Origin of the sequence: Synechococcus sp. W65.1 (assembly GCF_047461615.1) — a bacterium.
GTDB lineage: Bacteria > Cyanobacteriota > Cyanobacteriia > Thermostichales > Thermostichaceae > Thermostichus.
Window position 1 is genome coordinate 93,533 of the sequence record NZ_JANSHI010000001.1, and the last position, 13,299, is coordinate 106,831.

14 protein-coding genes, 2 tRNA genes and 1 pseudogene are annotated in these 13,299 nt (G+C 60.6%); 8 read left to right on the plus strand and 9 right to left on the minus strand.

Annotation, left to right across the window (positions count from 1 at the left end; translation table 11 throughout):
- Nucleotides 1-249 precede the first annotated feature (249 nt).
- From NW806_RS00455 to NW806_RS00465, 3 genes are all read left to right on the plus strand, one after another.
- On the plus strand, nucleotides 250-1,674 hold the full coding sequence (locus NW806_RS00455; RefSeq protein ID WP_414393443.1) for a form I ribulose bisphosphate carboxylase large subunit: 1,425 nt from the start codon (nucleotides 250-252) through the stop codon (nucleotides 1,672-1,674).
- Nucleotides 1,675-1,738: 64 nt separating this feature from the next.
- Nucleotides 1,739-2,146, plus strand: a complete 408-nt coding sequence (gene rcbX / locus NW806_RS00460; protein ID WP_414405443.1) for a RuBisCO chaperone RbcX — start codon at nucleotides 1,739-1,741, stop codon at nucleotides 2,144-2,146.
- A 3-nt stretch (nucleotides 2,147-2,149) separates the two neighbouring features.
- Nucleotides 2,150-2,482, plus strand: a complete 333-nt coding sequence (locus tag NW806_RS00465; protein WP_414405442.1) for a ribulose bisphosphate carboxylase small subunit — start codon at nucleotides 2,150-2,152, stop codon at nucleotides 2,480-2,482.
- A 75-nt stretch (nucleotides 2,483-2,557) separates the two neighbouring features.
- On the opposite strand, the gene NW806_RS00470 is transcribed toward NW806_RS00465, so the two are convergent.
- The 3 genes from NW806_RS00470 to NW806_RS00480 form a co-directional block, all read right to left on the minus strand.
- Complete coding sequence (locus NW806_RS00470) at nucleotides 2,558-3,316, minus strand: TIGR00297 family protein (protein ID WP_414409605.1); 759 nt, start codon at nucleotides 3,314-3,316, stop codon at nucleotides 2,558-2,560.
- A gap of 47 nt (nucleotides 3,317-3,363) precedes the next feature.
- Nucleotides 3,364-3,455, minus strand: a tRNA-Ser gene (locus NW806_RS00475).
- Nucleotides 3,456-3,561: 106 nt separating this feature from the next.
- The gene (locus tag NW806_RS00480) at nucleotides 3,562-4,113 is read right to left on the minus strand and encodes a hypothetical protein (RefSeq protein WP_414409606.1); all 552 of its coding nucleotides are present in this window, start codon (nucleotides 4,111-4,113) and stop codon (nucleotides 3,562-3,564) included.
- 583 nt (nucleotides 4,114-4,696) lie between these two features.
- Here NW806_RS00480 and NW806_RS00485 point away from each other — a divergent pair.
- A complete protein-coding gene (locus NW806_RS00485; RefSeq protein ID WP_414409717.1) occupies nucleotides 4,697-5,683 on the plus strand; it encodes a PhoH family protein in 987 nt (328 codons plus the stop codon).
- A complete protein-coding gene (locus NW806_RS00490) occupies nucleotides 5,680-6,408 on the plus strand; it encodes an HAD-IA family hydrolase (protein ID WP_414405439.1) in 729 nt (242 codons plus the stop codon). Before NW806_RS00485 ends, NW806_RS00490 begins: the two co-directional genes overlap by 4 nt.
- On the opposite strand, the gene NW806_RS00495 is transcribed toward NW806_RS00490, so the two are convergent.
- Genes NW806_RS00495 through NW806_RS00505 form a run of 3 tightly spaced genes read right to left on the minus strand, consistent with a single transcriptional unit; the run spans nucleotide 6,386 to nucleotide 9,066 of the window.
- Entirely contained in the window at nucleotides 6,386-7,174 is a 789-nt protein-coding gene (locus NW806_RS00495) for an alpha/beta fold hydrolase (RefSeq protein ID WP_414409607.1), read from the minus strand. The two genes, NW806_RS00490 and NW806_RS00495, sit on opposite strands and share 23 nt — an antisense overlap.
- Complete coding sequence (locus NW806_RS00500; protein ID WP_414409608.1) at nucleotides 7,162-7,905, minus strand: lysophospholipid acyltransferase family protein; 744 nt, start codon at nucleotides 7,903-7,905, stop codon at nucleotides 7,162-7,164. The genes NW806_RS00495 and NW806_RS00500 overlap by 13 nt, the downstream gene beginning before the upstream one ends.
- 15 nt (nucleotides 7,906-7,920) lie before the next feature.
- Entirely contained in the window at nucleotides 7,921-9,066 is a 1,146-nt protein-coding gene (locus NW806_RS00505) for a cob(I)yrinic acid a,c-diamide adenosyltransferase (RefSeq protein WP_414393431.1), read from the minus strand.
- Between the two features lie 152 nt (nucleotides 9,067-9,218).
- Here NW806_RS00505 and NW806_RS00510 point away from each other — a divergent pair, with 152 nt between their 5' ends.
- Nucleotides 9,219-10,163, plus strand: coding sequence for a PLP-dependent cysteine synthase family protein (locus NW806_RS00510; RefSeq protein WP_414409609.1), 945 nt, complete (start codon nucleotides 9,219-9,221; stop codon nucleotides 10,161-10,163).
- A gap of 61 nt (nucleotides 10,164-10,224) precedes the next feature.
- Nucleotides 10,225-10,305: transfer RNA gene (locus NW806_RS00515), tRNA-Leu, on the plus strand.
- A 45-nt stretch (nucleotides 10,306-10,350) separates the two neighbouring features.
- Here NW806_RS00515 and NW806_RS00520 read toward each other — a convergent pair.
- Nucleotides 10,351-10,449 (minus strand): pentapeptide repeat-containing protein, encoded by a 99-nt coding sequence (locus tag NW806_RS00520; protein WP_414409718.1) that lies wholly within the window; start codon nucleotides 10,447-10,449, stop codon nucleotides 10,351-10,353.
- A 50-nt stretch (nucleotides 10,450-10,499) separates the two neighbouring features.
- Nucleotides 10,500-10,883: pseudogene (locus NW806_RS00525) on the minus strand (pentapeptide repeat-containing protein); the annotation flags it as partial.
- A 108-nt stretch (nucleotides 10,884-10,991) separates the two neighbouring features.
- Between NW806_RS00525 and lptB the strand changes: the two are divergent.
- Complete coding sequence (lptB, locus tag NW806_RS00530; RefSeq protein ID WP_414393426.1) at nucleotides 10,992-11,720, plus strand: LPS export ABC transporter ATP-binding protein; 729 nt, start codon at nucleotides 10,992-10,994, stop codon at nucleotides 11,718-11,720.
- A gap of 12 nt (nucleotides 11,721-11,732) precedes the next feature.
- On the opposite strand, the gene NW806_RS00535 is transcribed toward lptB, so the two are convergent.
- The gene (locus tag NW806_RS00535) at nucleotides 11,733-13,193 is read right to left on the minus strand and encodes a pyruvate kinase (protein ID WP_414409610.1); all 1,461 of its coding nucleotides are present in this window, start codon (nucleotides 13,191-13,193) and stop codon (nucleotides 11,733-11,735) included.
- Between the last annotated feature and the right edge of the window lie 106 nt (nucleotides 13,194-13,299).

The window sequence follows — 13,299 nt, forward strand, 5'->3', positions numbered from 1 at the left end:
AGTCCATAGAGGCTTTCTGGACTTGGTGCGTTAAAGCTAGCGATGAAAGGAGTCAGGGAAAGAGGGCTCACAGGTTGAGGGGGAAGAGGTAGGCTGCAAGGTCGAGCCTACCGATTGTGAGGCAACTCCAAGGCCAGAAAGGGCAGGCAGTTGAGGCTCCTTACCTCTGCTTCCTCGCCTGTTGCCTGAAGCTGGAGATGTTAGTTCTCAACTTTGCAGAGTTTGTCATTCGTGTAGAGGAGGATTGACGTGGCCTATTCAGCAACGAAAACCAAGAGCGGCTATCAAGCGGGGGTGAAAGACTACAGACTGACCTATTACACCCCTGATTACACGCCCAAAGATACCGACATCCTAGCCTGTTTTCGGGTTACGCCTCAGCCAGGCGTTCCTCCAGAAGAAGCAGGGGCGGCAGTAGCAGCTGAGTCCTCGACGGGCACCTGGACAACCGTTTGGACCGATCTGCTCACTGACTTGGACCGCTACAAGGGCCGCTGCTACGACATCGAGCCGGTTCCTGGCGAAGAGAACCAGTACTTCTGCTTCGTCGCCTACCCGCTGGATCTCTTCGAGGAAGGCTCAGTAACCAACATGCTCACCTCAATTGTGGGCAACGTCTTCGGCTTTAAGGCCATAAAGGCGCTGCGGCTGGAAGACTTGCGCATTCCCGTAGCTTACCTGAAGACCTTCCAGGGCCCTCCCCACGGCATTCAGGTAGAGCGGGATAAGCTGAACAAGTATGGCCGTCCGCTGCTGGGCTGCACTATCAAGCCCAAACTGGGTCTTTCCGCCAAAAACTACGGGCGAGCTGTGTACGAGGCACTGCGGGGTGGGCTGGACTTTACCAAAGACGACGAGAACGTCAACTCGCAGCCTTTCATGCGCTGGCGGGATCGCTACTTGTTTGTCATGGAAGCGGTCCACAAAGCTCAAGCCGAAACCGGCGAGATCAAGGGCCACTACCTGAACGTGACCGCGCCCACCTGTGAGGAAATGTTCAAGCGGGCGGAGTTTGCCAAGGAGATTGGCGCTCCCATCATCATGCACGACTACCTCACCGCCGGCTTTACGGCCAACACCAGCCTGGCCAAGTGGTGCCGCGATAATGGCATCCTGCTGCACATCCACCGCGCCATGCACGCGGTGATCGACCGGCAGAAAAACCACGGCATCCACTTCCGGGTGCTGGCCAAGTGCCTGCGCATGTCTGGCGGCGACCACCTGCACGCCGGTACGGTGGTGGGCAAGTTGGAAGGCGACCGCGCCATCACCATGGGCGTTGTGGATCTCATGCGGGAAAACTACGTCGAGGCGGATCGCTCCCGCGGCATTTTCTTCACCCAAGATTGGGCTTCTATGCCTGGGGTCATGCCGGTGGCTTCTGGAGGGATCCACGTTTGGCACATGCCGGCGCTGGTGGAGATCTTCGGGGACGACGCGGTGCTGCAGTTTGGCGGCGGCACGCTCGGCCACCCGTGGGGGAATGCTCCCGGTGCAACAGCTAACCGCGTGGCCCTGGAGGCCTGCATCCAAGCCCGCAATGAAGGTCGAGACCTGATCCGAGAGGGCAGCGACATCATCCGCGAAGCAGCCAAGTGGTCGCCAGAGCTGGCGGCTGCCTGCGAGCTGTGGAAAGAGGTTAAGTTCGAGTTCAAGCCGGTCGATACGCTCTGAAACTCTCCGGGGGCAAGGGATCTCTGGACTCTCTTGCCCCCCTGGCCCAACCCCTGGATCGGTCATGGATCTAAAGCAGATCGCCAAGGACACGGCCAAAACTTTAATCAGCTACCTGACCTATCAGGCGATGCGCACGGTGCTGGCCCAGCTGAGCGAGACGGATCCTCCCAGGGCCCTCTGGCTGCAGCAGTTTTCTGCTCGGCAAAGCTTCCAGGATGGGGAAGCCTATCTTCGGGCTTTGCTGGCAGAGCGGGCCGACTTGGCCTACCGCATCATGACCGTTCGAGAGTACCTGGCAGCGGAGGTGGTCGACTACTTGCCGGAAATGGCCAAAACCGGTATTCAACAGGCCAACATGGAACACCGCCGCAGCCACCTGGAACGGCTGACTTCAGCAACCGGATCCCTGCCGGTCACCCACCCAGAGGCAGGATCCCCTCTCCAAAACCCTACACCTGAAACGGAGTAAGTTATGCAAACCCTACCGAAAGAGCGCCGCTACGAAACCTTTTCCTATCTGCCACCCCTAACGGATCTGCAGATCCTCAAGCAGGTGCAGTACATCCTGGATCAGGGCTACATCCCTGCCATCGAATTCAACGAATCTTCCGAGCCAACCGACCACTACTGGACTTTGTGGAAGCTGCCGCTGTTTAGCGCTACTTCTCCACAGGAGGTGCTGACCGAAGTGCAGGCCTGCCGCAGCGCTTACCCCCATTGCTTCATCCGCGTGGTGGGCTTCGACAACATTAAGCAGTGTCAGGTGCTGGGCTTCTTGGTTTACAAGCCAAGCGGCTTGCGCTAGAAGCTGTTCTGCTGTTTTTACACCCCTAGGGGAGAGAGCTTCCGGAGGGCTCCTCCCTTTTTCCTTGGGCTCTCTTTACGCTCCAATCCCCAGGAGGGCTCCTAGCCCCACCGCCAAAAGAGCGGCAAGGGTTGTCTGAATGCCGTTCACCACCTCATTGGTCATCCAGGCCAGGCGGGGCTGCAGCACTACCCCCATCCAGCTTTCTGCTAGAGTGGCCAGGATGCCGGCCAGCCAGCAGGCGCTCAGCCACCAGGGATCCCCTCCCACCCATTCTCCGCCAATCCCCCAGGCCAAGGCGGACATTCCCCCTGCTGCCGTCACCCCCGCCAGGGATCCCTCTAGGCTGACAGCTCCCTCGGTGCCGGCAGGCACCGGCTGAAAAGTGGTGATCAAAAAGGTCTGCCGTCCATAGGCTTTGCCTACTTCGCTGCTGACGGTATCGGCCAATTTCGCTGCAAAGCTGGCACTATACCCCAACCACCACAGGGAGTGCGGAAAGAAAGCGTATCCCACTGCGCATACCGCCCCGGTCAAAGCAGAGCCCCAGACATTTTCTGGGCCCCGCGCCCCTCCTCGCTTCTCGGCAATTCCCTGCGCCTGCTTCCGGTGGATCCCCAAGCGGGTGACGGCTGTGCCGACTAAAAAATAGGCGGCTACTACCAGGTAGCCCCGCCACCCCAGGCCCCCCCACACCAACAAACCCAGCAGCCCTGCGTGGAGCACCCCAGCCCGGGTCAGCGCCTTTTGGGGACTCTGCAGGGCTAGCCCCACGAGAAGTAAATTGAGCCAAAGCGCCACTCCCCACTGACTTAGAAGCCATCCCTGGCCCATCGGTGCCCTCCGTCAGCGGCAAAGGTGGCTAGCTTTGGCTGTGGCAACGGAGAGGGAGGGATTCGAACCCTCGACGGAGCCTTTTGGGCCCCGTAACTTCTTAGCAGGAAGCCGCTTTCGACCACTCAGCCACCTCTCCAAGCTGGCAGAGCCAGCGGCAAGCTGGGTGCCAACTTCTAGCTCACCTATTGTAGAAGATGGGATCCCAGCCGGCAACTGTTCTCGGCGGGGATCCCTGGCTGCCCTTAGCTCACCACCTGCACGTAGATATCGAAGCTGCCGCTGTTGTCGCTGTAACTGCCCTTGGCGGCGTTGACATTAAAGGCAATATCCAGGTTGGGATCCAGATCCACCTCTTGCGGCTGCTCGGGCGAGGATTCCCAGACCTGTCGGGCCACCAACTGGACGTTGGGCTGGAACAGCACCAGGCCGTAGCGGCAAAGGCCAGGGTAGCGCCAGTCGGGAGGCGTGGAGATCCCTTTGCCGAGAGGGGAGCGAATGCTGGTGGAGAAAGAGAAGCCATAGCGCCAGGCTACATTTCTTACGAAAAAGCGAATGCGGCTGGCCCGCAGCGGCTGCCCTTGCCAGTACAGGACATTGCCGGCCTCGTGGTTAACCCGCAGGCCACAGAAGGCAATCCAGCCCTGCAAATTTTCCTCTTGGGGCTGACTGCCCTCGATCACCACGGCTTGGCTCCAGTCCAAGTCGCTGCCATCACAGGTAATCTCTGGAGGGACTTGCGTCAAATCCACTTGCAGAAGCTCTAACGTAGCGGGCGTAACCAATTGGGTAGACATTGCTATCTCCTTAGTTTCCTTGCAAGGCAAGATTGTGATTGTGAAGCCTTAAGAAGTTTTAAGGCAAGCTGATAAAAAACAGCTCCAGATTCTCGTAAGGCTCTCTATTGGAAGTTCTCTCTCTTGCTAGCTCTAGCAAATCCAGGTTACCCAAATTGCCCAAAGAGCGGGTTCGACTTTTTCAAATTTTTACCAAAAGTGCTGAAAGACCAGGTTCAGATGCCTTTTCATTAATGTAAACAGGTTCAGATGCCTTTTCATTAATGTAAATCGACAACGTGAATGGCGGAATGTACTGGGAGGCTATACACCCTCAAGGCTAAACTAGCTCTGCTTGATGAGTAACGACTATTTCAGAAGAAAAAGATTTCTTTCAATATTTCTAACTCCGTTGCTAGCAAAAACTGAATCTCGAACTCGAGGGGGGCGAGTTTTCCCAATTGGTGTCCTAGAACACTCGGACTCTGCTGTCCGAGAAGCCTTTTGCCGAGGCTGGCCATAACCTGGAGCGCTTTAGCCGGAGCTTCTGATAGGATCGCCATCACAGGTCTCAACAGGTCTTAGGGTGCACGGCGCCCACGGCATGCACAACCACTTGACTTCCTCCGCTGTCACCGATCTCGAGATCATCTCTTTGTCAAGTCCCCAGCAGGCCATGTCCCTGGCGGGCGTGCAGGAGTCTAACTTGAAGTGGATTAGCCGCTGCAGCGGCGCCTCGGTTACCCTGCGAGGGCAGGATCTCTATCTGAGGGGAACACCTCAACAGCGGCAGCAGGTGCGGCAGTGGCTAGAATTGCTCAAACCCCTTTGGCAAGCCGGGCACCCTGTAACAGCAGTCGATGCTGAACAAGCCTTCCGTGCTCTCTCCAACCAAGAAGCTGAGGTTTATCGGCAAGTGCAGGCAGGGGTTTTGGCTCGCACCCGCAAGGGAGAGCTCATTCGGCCCAAAACGCCTCGCCAGCAGGAGTACGTACAAGCCATTCGCACCCACGATCTCTGCTTCGGCATTGGGCCAGCAGGCACGGGGAAAACCTATCTAGCAGCCGTTGTCGCCATCACAGCCCTGCAAAACCGCGAGTACGAGCGTTTGATCCTGACGCGACCAGCAGTAGAGGCGGGGGAGAAGTTGGGCTTTTTGCCAGGGGATCTGGTGGAAAAGGTGGATCCCTACCTGCGGCCTCTCTACGATGCCCTGTTTGAGTTTATCGACCCGGCCAAGCTGCCTCAGCTAATGGCCCAGGGAGTCATCGAGGTGGTGCCGCTGGCCTACATGCGGGGGCGTACCCTCAGCAACGCTTTCATTATCTTGGACGAGGCCCAAAACACCACCCCTGAGCAGATGAAGATGGCCCTCACTCGGCTGGGCTTCCGCTCCCGCATGGTGGTTACCGGGGATCTCACCCAAACGGATCTGGGCAAGCATCGACTGTCGGGCCTGGCGGCTGCAGAGCGCATCCTAGCGGGGGTGGAGGGGGTGGCCTTTTGCTACTTTGACCAGCGAGATGTGGTGCGCCACCCTCTAGTCCAGCGGATTGTCGAGGCCTACGCGCGCTACGAAAACCAGCAATGAGGCCGAAGGCGATCTTTTTCGATGCCGTCGGCACCCTGTTCCGGGTGCGGGGCAGCGTGGGCCAAGTCTACAGTCAGCTAGCGGCAGAATACGGGGTAGCCGTGGAGCCACGGGCGTTGGATCGCGCCTTTGCCCAAGCTTTTGCCAGTGCTCCGCCACCCGCCTGCGTGGGCTTGACGGGATCCCTTTTAGAGGAGTGGGAGCGGGCCTGGTGGCATCAAGTGGTGCGCCAGACCTTTGCCCAGGTGGAGGGATCCCTTACTGCCTTTGGGGAGGAGCGCTTTGCAGCGTTTTTTGCCCACCTGTTCGAGCATTTTGCCGCAGGGGACCCTTGGGAGCTCTATCCCGAGACGCTGCCAGTTTTGCAAGCCCTGCAACAGGAAGGGATCCAGCTAGGGGTAATCTCCAATTTCGACAGCCGTCTAGTGCGGGTGCTGCAGGCGCTGCAACTGGACGGCTATTTTTCTAGCCTTACTCTCTCTACCCAGGTGGGCTATGCCAAGCCCGATCCCCGCATCTTCCAGGCTGCCCTAGCGGCCCAGGGGATCCCGCCTGCCGCTGCCTGGCACATTGGCGACAGCCGCCGCGAAGACTATGAGGGGGCCAAGGCAGCAGGCCTGAGAGCCCTCTGGCTGGATCGAGAGGGGAAAGACGGCTTCTGCCAAGAGCGAATCGAAAACCTGTGGGGCTCCCTCTTGCTGCTCAGGGGGCCAGAGCGGAATTGAGCAGTAGCGGGGCAAAGACCCCATCGGGCTTGAGCAAGTAGCGCCGCAGGTTCATCCGCCGCTCCAGAAGGCAAGCATGGCCGCTTAAAGGCGAGATCTCCACCTGGGCCTGGGGCAGTCGCTCCGCCAGACGCCGCACCTCCTGCACCGAGGGCAGGAGACGATCCTGCCCCCCCGCCACCAGCAAGGTTGGCAGCCTCATCGACTCGAGGGGCAAATCTTCCACAGCAAAGGATCCCAGCAAGGCTAGACGATGGGCAACCACTTCCGGAGAAACGCTGTGCACGGCCTGGCGCAGCCGCTCCCGATCCGGCGGCTCCATTTGGCCCAGCTCCGCCAAAAACCCTAACCCCCGCTCCGCCAGTTGGTAGTAAAGTCCCGGCGGCAAAAAGGGCAGGAGAACCTGACCTGCCCACCACCAGGGCCGGCGCCGCAGCGAGGAGGCCGGATTGACCAGAATCAGGCCACGACAGCGCTCCGGCTGCTGGGCAGCTACAGCCAGGGCTAGGCAAGCTCCGAAGGACTCGCCACACAGGTAGGCTCCCTCCTCCAGTTGGGATCCCACCCAATCGGCCAAGCTCTCCCAGCTATGCCCCGCTTCGGGATGGTTTAAGCTCAGAGGGCGGACGCGAAACTCGGCTTGCAGAGCCTGCGCCTGCCGGTAAAACAGTTTGCCCGTGCCATCCATACCCGGCAAATAGAGCAGCAGGGGCCGCTTCTGGCGGCTTGGACTAGAGGCGGTGGGCTTGCTTTTCAATCTTTCCATCTCCTTGTCAACCCCAAGCGCACCTGTTCGCGGGCGGCTGCCGTTAACTCCCGAATGAGCTGCAGCCGCTCCTGGCGGCAGGTATAGCGCCTTGCTCCCCTCACCCAAAGAGGGGATCCCACTCGAACCACCACCTGACGGTAGATCACCACCGGATGCCCCCCCGGCTGCTGAAAGCTGGGCTCTGTGGGGTCAAACCAGCGGAAGAAAGCCATGGGGATGTCGATTGCTCGCCACTCCTCTTGGGCCCACACTGCCACCGGTAGGATTGGCAGGGGATCCACGCCAGCAGCCAAGGCCAGATGGGCAAAGCCCGGCTGGAACCGCCCCACCTCCTGCGGTAAGGTTTTGCGGGTCATCTGCTCCGCCCCTTCGGGGAAAATTCCCACCTCCCCGCCCGCTGCCAGGGTGGCCTGCGCCTGGCGAAAAAAGGCAAGCTGTGAACCCGATCCCTGCTGGAGGGGGATACAACCCAGAGCCAAGGCAACCTCCCGCAAAAGGGGCACTTGAGAGAGGTAGTAGTGGCAAGCAAAGCGAATTGGCCGATCCAGCCCCGCAATCAGCAGCGGCGCATCCAAAAAGCTCCGATGGTTGCTTACCACCAGCAGGGGGCCCTGGGGAACCCGCTCCTTGCCCTCCACCCACACCTCCGTCTGGAAAAGGCCAAGCAAGAGCTGCGCCAGCGCCCTCGCGTCGGGGAACCCGCTTCGCTGCAGGAGCTGATCCAGCACCGCTCGCCACCCTGCTCAGTAATCCACTCCGCGCCGCAGATCGGCTCCCTGCTCGGCGTAGTGCTTGTGGCTCACCATTTCCGAATGGACAGAGGCAAGCTCAAAGTAGGGCAGAGGCGCATGGCAGCGCCCTGTGATGATGATCTCCGTGTCCCGCGGCTTGCGCAGCAAAGCCTCGACAATGGGCTCCACGTCCAATAGCTCCAGATCCACCGTCGGGTTGAGTTCGTCCAGAATGATGGTCTTGTAAAGCCCCGAGGCGATGGCTGCCCTAGCCAGCTCCCAGCCCCGCTCTGCCTCCACATAGTCGATTTCCTGCTGCTTGCCCCGCCAGACAATGGCGTCGCGACCGCAGCGCTGGTGATCCACCAGATCGGGATAGCTCTCCCGCAAAGCGCGGATGGCTGCATCCTCTGTGTAGCCCGTTCCCCCCTTGAGCCACTGCATGATCAGGACGCGGTGGGAGAGATCCTTGCTGATGCCGCGCCCAATGGCCTGCAGAGCCCGGCCCAGAGCGCTGGTGGACTTGCCCTTGCCGTTGCCGGTGTAGATCTCGATGCCGCTGAGGGGGGGCTGTCCGTTCTGGGGATCCGCCGCCCGCCGCACGCTGCGCATTTCCGAGTGCAGATCTGCTAGGTCGATAATTTCCTTGGGGGCGCCCCGCCCGGTGATGATGACCTCCATCTCCTCTGGCTTTTGCTTGAGGGTGCTGACGACCTCATCCACAGGCAGCAGGCCCAGGTCCAGCACCGGGTTTAGCTCGTCCAGCACCACCACCGAGTAGAAGCCCGATGCCAGCGCCCCCTTGGCTACATCCCAGCCGCGGCGAGCCTCTTGGCGGTCAAACTTGGTAATCTCGTCGGGGCCGAAGAACTCTCCTCGCCCCGTGCGCAGTTGATCGATAAGGTGGGGGAAGCCCCGCTGCAGAGCGGCAATCGCGGCGTCCTCTGCATAGGTGCGGCCCGGTCCCTTGAGAAACCGCACCAGCAACACCCGGCTAGGGGCCGAGTTTTCAATCCCCAGCCCAATTGAACGCAGCACAACCCCCAGAGCCGCCTGTGACTTGCCCTTGCCCTCGCCGTCGTAGACGTGGATCTGACCTCGCCGGCGATCAAATTGTTGCGCCGTTACAATGCCGATTTCTGCCCTGCCGCTCCGCATCCTGCTGTTGCCCAAAGTGCTTTTTGCTAACCCCCATCTTAGAGTCTAGCTAAAGGAGCCGGGGAAGCCCAGAAGAGGCTGGAACTGACGAACACCGGGATAAGATGAGCAATGGTTGTCCAGTCCAGTGCTTGTCTAGCGAGGGATCCCGCTTGTACCCGAGTGCGTTTTCTTCTCGCCCCTTGCCCCCTGCGGTCGAGAGCCCCATTGATCTGGTGGGACGGACGCCGCTCATTCGCCTGCGGCGGGTTACTGCTGATTTGCCGCCGGCGGTGCGAGTTTACGGCAAAGCAGAGTGGTACAACCCCGGCGGCTCGGTCAAGGATCGCCCGGCCCTGAACATGATTCGCGCTGGCGAGCGCGAGGGCAAGCTTACGCCTGGCAAGATTATCCTGGATGCCACCAGCGGCAACACGGGCATTGCCTATGCCTGGATAGGGGCAGCTTTGGGGTACAAGGTGAAGCTGGCCCTGCCGGCCAACGCTAGCCCAGAGCGTAAGAAGATCCTCGCTGCCTACGGGGTGGACTTGGTGCTCACGGATCCAGCCCTCGGCTCCGATGGGGCCATCGAGAAAGCCCGCGCTCTCTACGCCGAAAACCCCGATCTCTACTTCTATCCCGACCAGTACAGCAATCCCGCCAACTGGCAGGCCCACTACGAGACCACAGGGGTGGAAATCTGGGAGCAAACCCAGGGACAGGTCACCCACTTCGTAACCGGGCTAGGCACCAGCGGCACCTGCATGGGGGTGGGGCGGCGCCTGCGGGAGTACCGCTCTGATATCCAGATCATTGCCATGCAGCCGGACTCCCCCTTCCACGGCCTCGAAGGCCTTAAGCACATGGCCACGGCCCTCAAGCCAGCAATCTACGATCCCAGCTTGCCGGATCGGCACCTCGAGGTTTCCACCGAAGCTGCCCAGAAGATGGTGAAGCGCCTAGCTTTGGAGGAAGGGCTACTGGTGGGCATCTCTTCTGGTGCCAATGTGGTGGCTGCCCTTGAGGTGGCTCGCCAACTTTCCAGGGGGGTGGTGGTCACCATTTTCTGCGACGGGGCCGACAAGTACCTCTCGGAGCGGTTTTGGACCGAGGACTAGGGTTGCCGGCCCCCTAACACCCCGGCCTTTTTGCTGCTAGGATAGAAGAAGTCCAGCTAGCGCGGATGTGGCGGAATTGGTATACGCGCACGTTTGAGGGGCGTGTGGCTTTGCCATGCGAGTTCGAGTCTCGCCATCCGCAGTGGGCTTTCACGCTTGACACTTCTCCCAGAGGGAGCTCTTTGCGCTACTCCCGGACAGCACCCTGAAGGCGTGGACCTTGGGTGCGGGCAAAGCGCAGGTCAGCTCCAACCAGGTTGGCATGACGCAGATCGGCCCCGCGCAAGTCCGCGCCGTAGAGAGATTAGCCCCCCGCAGGTCAGCACCGCGCAAATCCGCCCCCTCCAGGTAGCTACCGCTAAGATTGGCGCCGCGCAAGTTGGCTTGTGGCAAATTGGCTCCCACCAGGTAGGCACCGCTGAGATCGGCGCCGGTCAGGATAGCGCGCTCCAAGTTGGCCTCGATGAGGTCGGCACCCTGGAAGTTGGCTTCTGCCAGATCCAGGTTGCTTCCCAGACGGCAGTTGGGGCAGGCTTTGGAAGCCAGCAGGTAGCGCAGGAAGCAAGCGTTGGGGGTGGCAGCGGCAGTGGAGGCAACCGTTGCCGTGGTCAGCAGCGCCAGAATAGCGGAAGCTTGGAGAGGGAAATTCATGGTAGCCAAGTTAACGACAACAACCCAGCGGAGCGAGGTTGTCCTGCGTTGCTCCCAGGATAGGGACATCTGGACCTCCTGGAGCGACGGTGGGGCCCACTGCTTTTGGTGGAACTAGCTTTCGGGATCCGCCAGCATTGATGATGAGGAAAAAGCGTCTAGTCCTGGGCTGGCCCTATGCAGATTCGACTGGAAAACATCTGTAAGCGCTATGGCCGCCGCGAGGTGGTCAAGGATGTCAGCTTGAGCATTGAGCAAGGGGAAATCGTCGGGTTGCTGGGGCCCAACGGAGCGGGGAAAACCACCACCTTCTACATCATGACTGGCCTAATCCAGCCCAACCGCGGCCATGTCTGGCTAGATGACCAAGATATTACCCATCTGCCCATGCATCGCCGCGCCCAATTGGGGATCGGCTATCTGGCCCAGGAGCCGAGCATCTTTCGCCGCCTTAGCATTCAAGACAACCTGCTGCTAGTTATGGAGCAGACGGGGGTGCCTCGCCGCCTCTGGCAGCAGCGCCTCAACCACCTGCTCGAGGAGTTCCGCATTGCCCATGTGGCCCACAGTTTGGGTTTGCAGGTGTCGGGGGGAGAACGGCGCCGCGCCGAGATTGCCCGCGCCCTGGCTGCTGGGATCCACGGACCGAAATTTTTGCTGCTGGACGAGCCCTTTGCGGGGGTGGATCCCATTGCGGTGGCCGACATCCAGGAGGTGGTGGCCAAGCTCAAGCAGCGGGGCCTCGGCGTCTTGATTACCGACCACAACGTGCGGGAGACGCTGGAGATCACCGACCGGGCCTACATTCTCAACGAGGGAGCCATTCTGGCCAAGGGCACGGCAGCAGAGCTGGCGGCGGATCCCTTGGTGCGCAAGTATTACCTGGGGGAGAAGTTTCGTCTTTGATGCTGCTTCATCTTAGCGCCAGGAGTACAAAGCTCGCAGGCGTTGGCTTTTCTTGTGTTGGTGGGCTTGCATCCGGGCCAGCAGCTCATCCAGAAGGGCAACTGCCTCCAGGAGATAGGGGCCTTTGTTGAGCATGACGCACTCGGCGCGGGCAGACATCACCGCATCGGAAAGCTCAGGCCGCGAGGGCAGGCCCTCTTTGGTGAGCTGATCCAGCACCTGCGTAGCCCAGACCACCGGCACATGGGCCGCCTCGCAGATCCACAGCAGTTCCTCCTGGATCTCCCCCAAGCGCAGCCAACCTATCTCTACGGCCAGATCCCCCCGGGCAATCATCACCCCCAGCGGTCGGCAGCCGTCGGCGGCCGCGATCAAGGCGGGTAGGTTTTTCACCGCCCGCTGCGTTTCAATCTTGAGGAGCAAGCCCAGATCAGGACGGGCCTGGCGCCGCTCCAGCTCAGAAAACAGCAACTGCAAATCTGCCGGCTGCTGGACAAAGGAATAGCCCACCAGGTCGGCATGCTGCACCACAAAGTCCAAGTCTTGGCGATCTTTCTCGGTCAGAGGCTGGATCGGGAGCTGGCTGTCGGGAAAGTTGAGGCCCTTTCCCTCCCGCAACTTCTTGCCCTGCGGGGCGACTTTGTCCACCTCCAGCACCACCCCTACCGGCTCGATCCCTACGACACGGGCGCCGATTTTGCCGTCGTCGATCCAGACAGTTGCCCCCACCTGCAGGTGCGCCAAGATCTCTGGCGGGGTGCAAGCCACCTGCACCTGGCAAGAGGGGTCAGAGGTGACCGGCGGCATGGCTGCCGTGAGCAGGAGGCGATCCCCGCGGTACACCTTGGCTTTGCCGGGGGGCATGGCCACCGGGCCCGTGCGGATCTTGGGGCCGGCCAGGTCGAACAAAATCTTGCAGCGCCGTTGAGTCTGGGCTTCGGCCTGGCGCAAGTGGGCCACCATTTTCTCCCACACCAGGGGATCGTCGTGGGCGCAGTTGATCCGGGCCACGTTCATCCCCCGTTGCAGCAGTTGCAGCAGCAGCTCGGGCTGCTCGGCAGCTTCGCTGGGCAGAGTCACCATGATGCGGGCGCGGCGGTGGGGAGAAGGAGGGCCAAACAGCGCCTCAGCATGCTGCTCCAGCGCCATGTCCCCAGCGTAAAACTCCTCATAGCTGGGCCCCTTGTGGCTTAGGCCCTGCGTGGCTGCCAAAGTGGCGATCACCGCATCCAGGGTCTCTAAGACCCGCGATTCACACCGTCCCAGCGAGGACAGCCCCACCGCAGCCAGCTCCAATTGCAGGTTGCGCAGATCGTGTTGGCGTAGCGCCAGGTAGCGCGCCAGGTTGCAGAGGGCTGCAGGAGGGTTCCCAAGGCAGCCCCAGGCGGCCAGGTAGTTCTGGGATCCCTCGACAACCTGCTGTCGTAGCTCCAGGAGCCGCTCCAGCAAACCCTTGAGATGAAAAGAAGCCATGCTGGAACCCAGCCCAGTCCTCTGCCCGCCTAGGTCGATCGTAGGCGGATTGGATTGAGAAAGGGAGGGAATTAACCTTTTGTTCCCCAAGGTTCCGGTCTAAAGT

What these genes read in the sequence shown, in the direction of transcription:
- rcbX (WP_414405443.1), top strand. Translation starts at nt 1,739, where the DNA reads ATGGATCTAAAGCAGATCGCCAAGGACACGGCCAAAACTTTAATCAGC.
- NW806_RS00505 (WP_414393431.1), bottom strand. Translation starts at nt 9,066, where the DNA reads ATGCGGAGCGGCAGGGCAGAAATCGGCATTGTAACGGCGCAACAATTT.
- lptB (WP_414393426.1), top strand. Translation starts at nt 10,992, where the DNA reads ATGCAGATTCGACTGGAAAACATCTGTAAGCGCTATGGCCGCCGCGAG.
- NW806_RS00485 (WP_414409717.1), top strand. Translation starts at nt 4,697, where the DNA reads ATGCACAACCACTTGACTTCCTCCGCTGTCACCGATCTCGAGATCATC.
- NW806_RS00465 (WP_414405442.1), top strand. Translation starts at nt 2,150, where the DNA reads ATGCAAACCCTACCGAAAGAGCGCCGCTACGAAACCTTTTCCTATCTG.
- NW806_RS00470 (WP_414409605.1), bottom strand. Translation starts at nt 3,316, where the DNA reads ATGGGCCAGGGATGGCTTCTAAGTCAGTGGGGAGTGGCGCTTTGGCTC.
- NW806_RS00495 (WP_414409607.1), bottom strand. Translation starts at nt 7,174, where the DNA reads ATGGAAAGATTGAAAAGCAAGCCCACCGCCTCTAGTCCAAGCCGCCAG.
- NW806_RS00480 (WP_414409606.1), bottom strand. Translation starts at nt 4,113, where the DNA reads ATGTCTACCCAATTGGTTACGCCCGCTACGTTAGAGCTTCTGCAAGTG.
- NW806_RS00490 (WP_414405439.1), top strand. Translation starts at nt 5,680, where the DNA reads ATGAGGCCGAAGGCGATCTTTTTCGATGCCGTCGGCACCCTGTTCCGG.
- NW806_RS00535 (WP_414409610.1), bottom strand. Translation starts at nt 13,193, where the DNA reads ATGGCTTCTTTTCATCTCAAGGGTTTGCTGGAGCGGCTCCTGGAGCTA.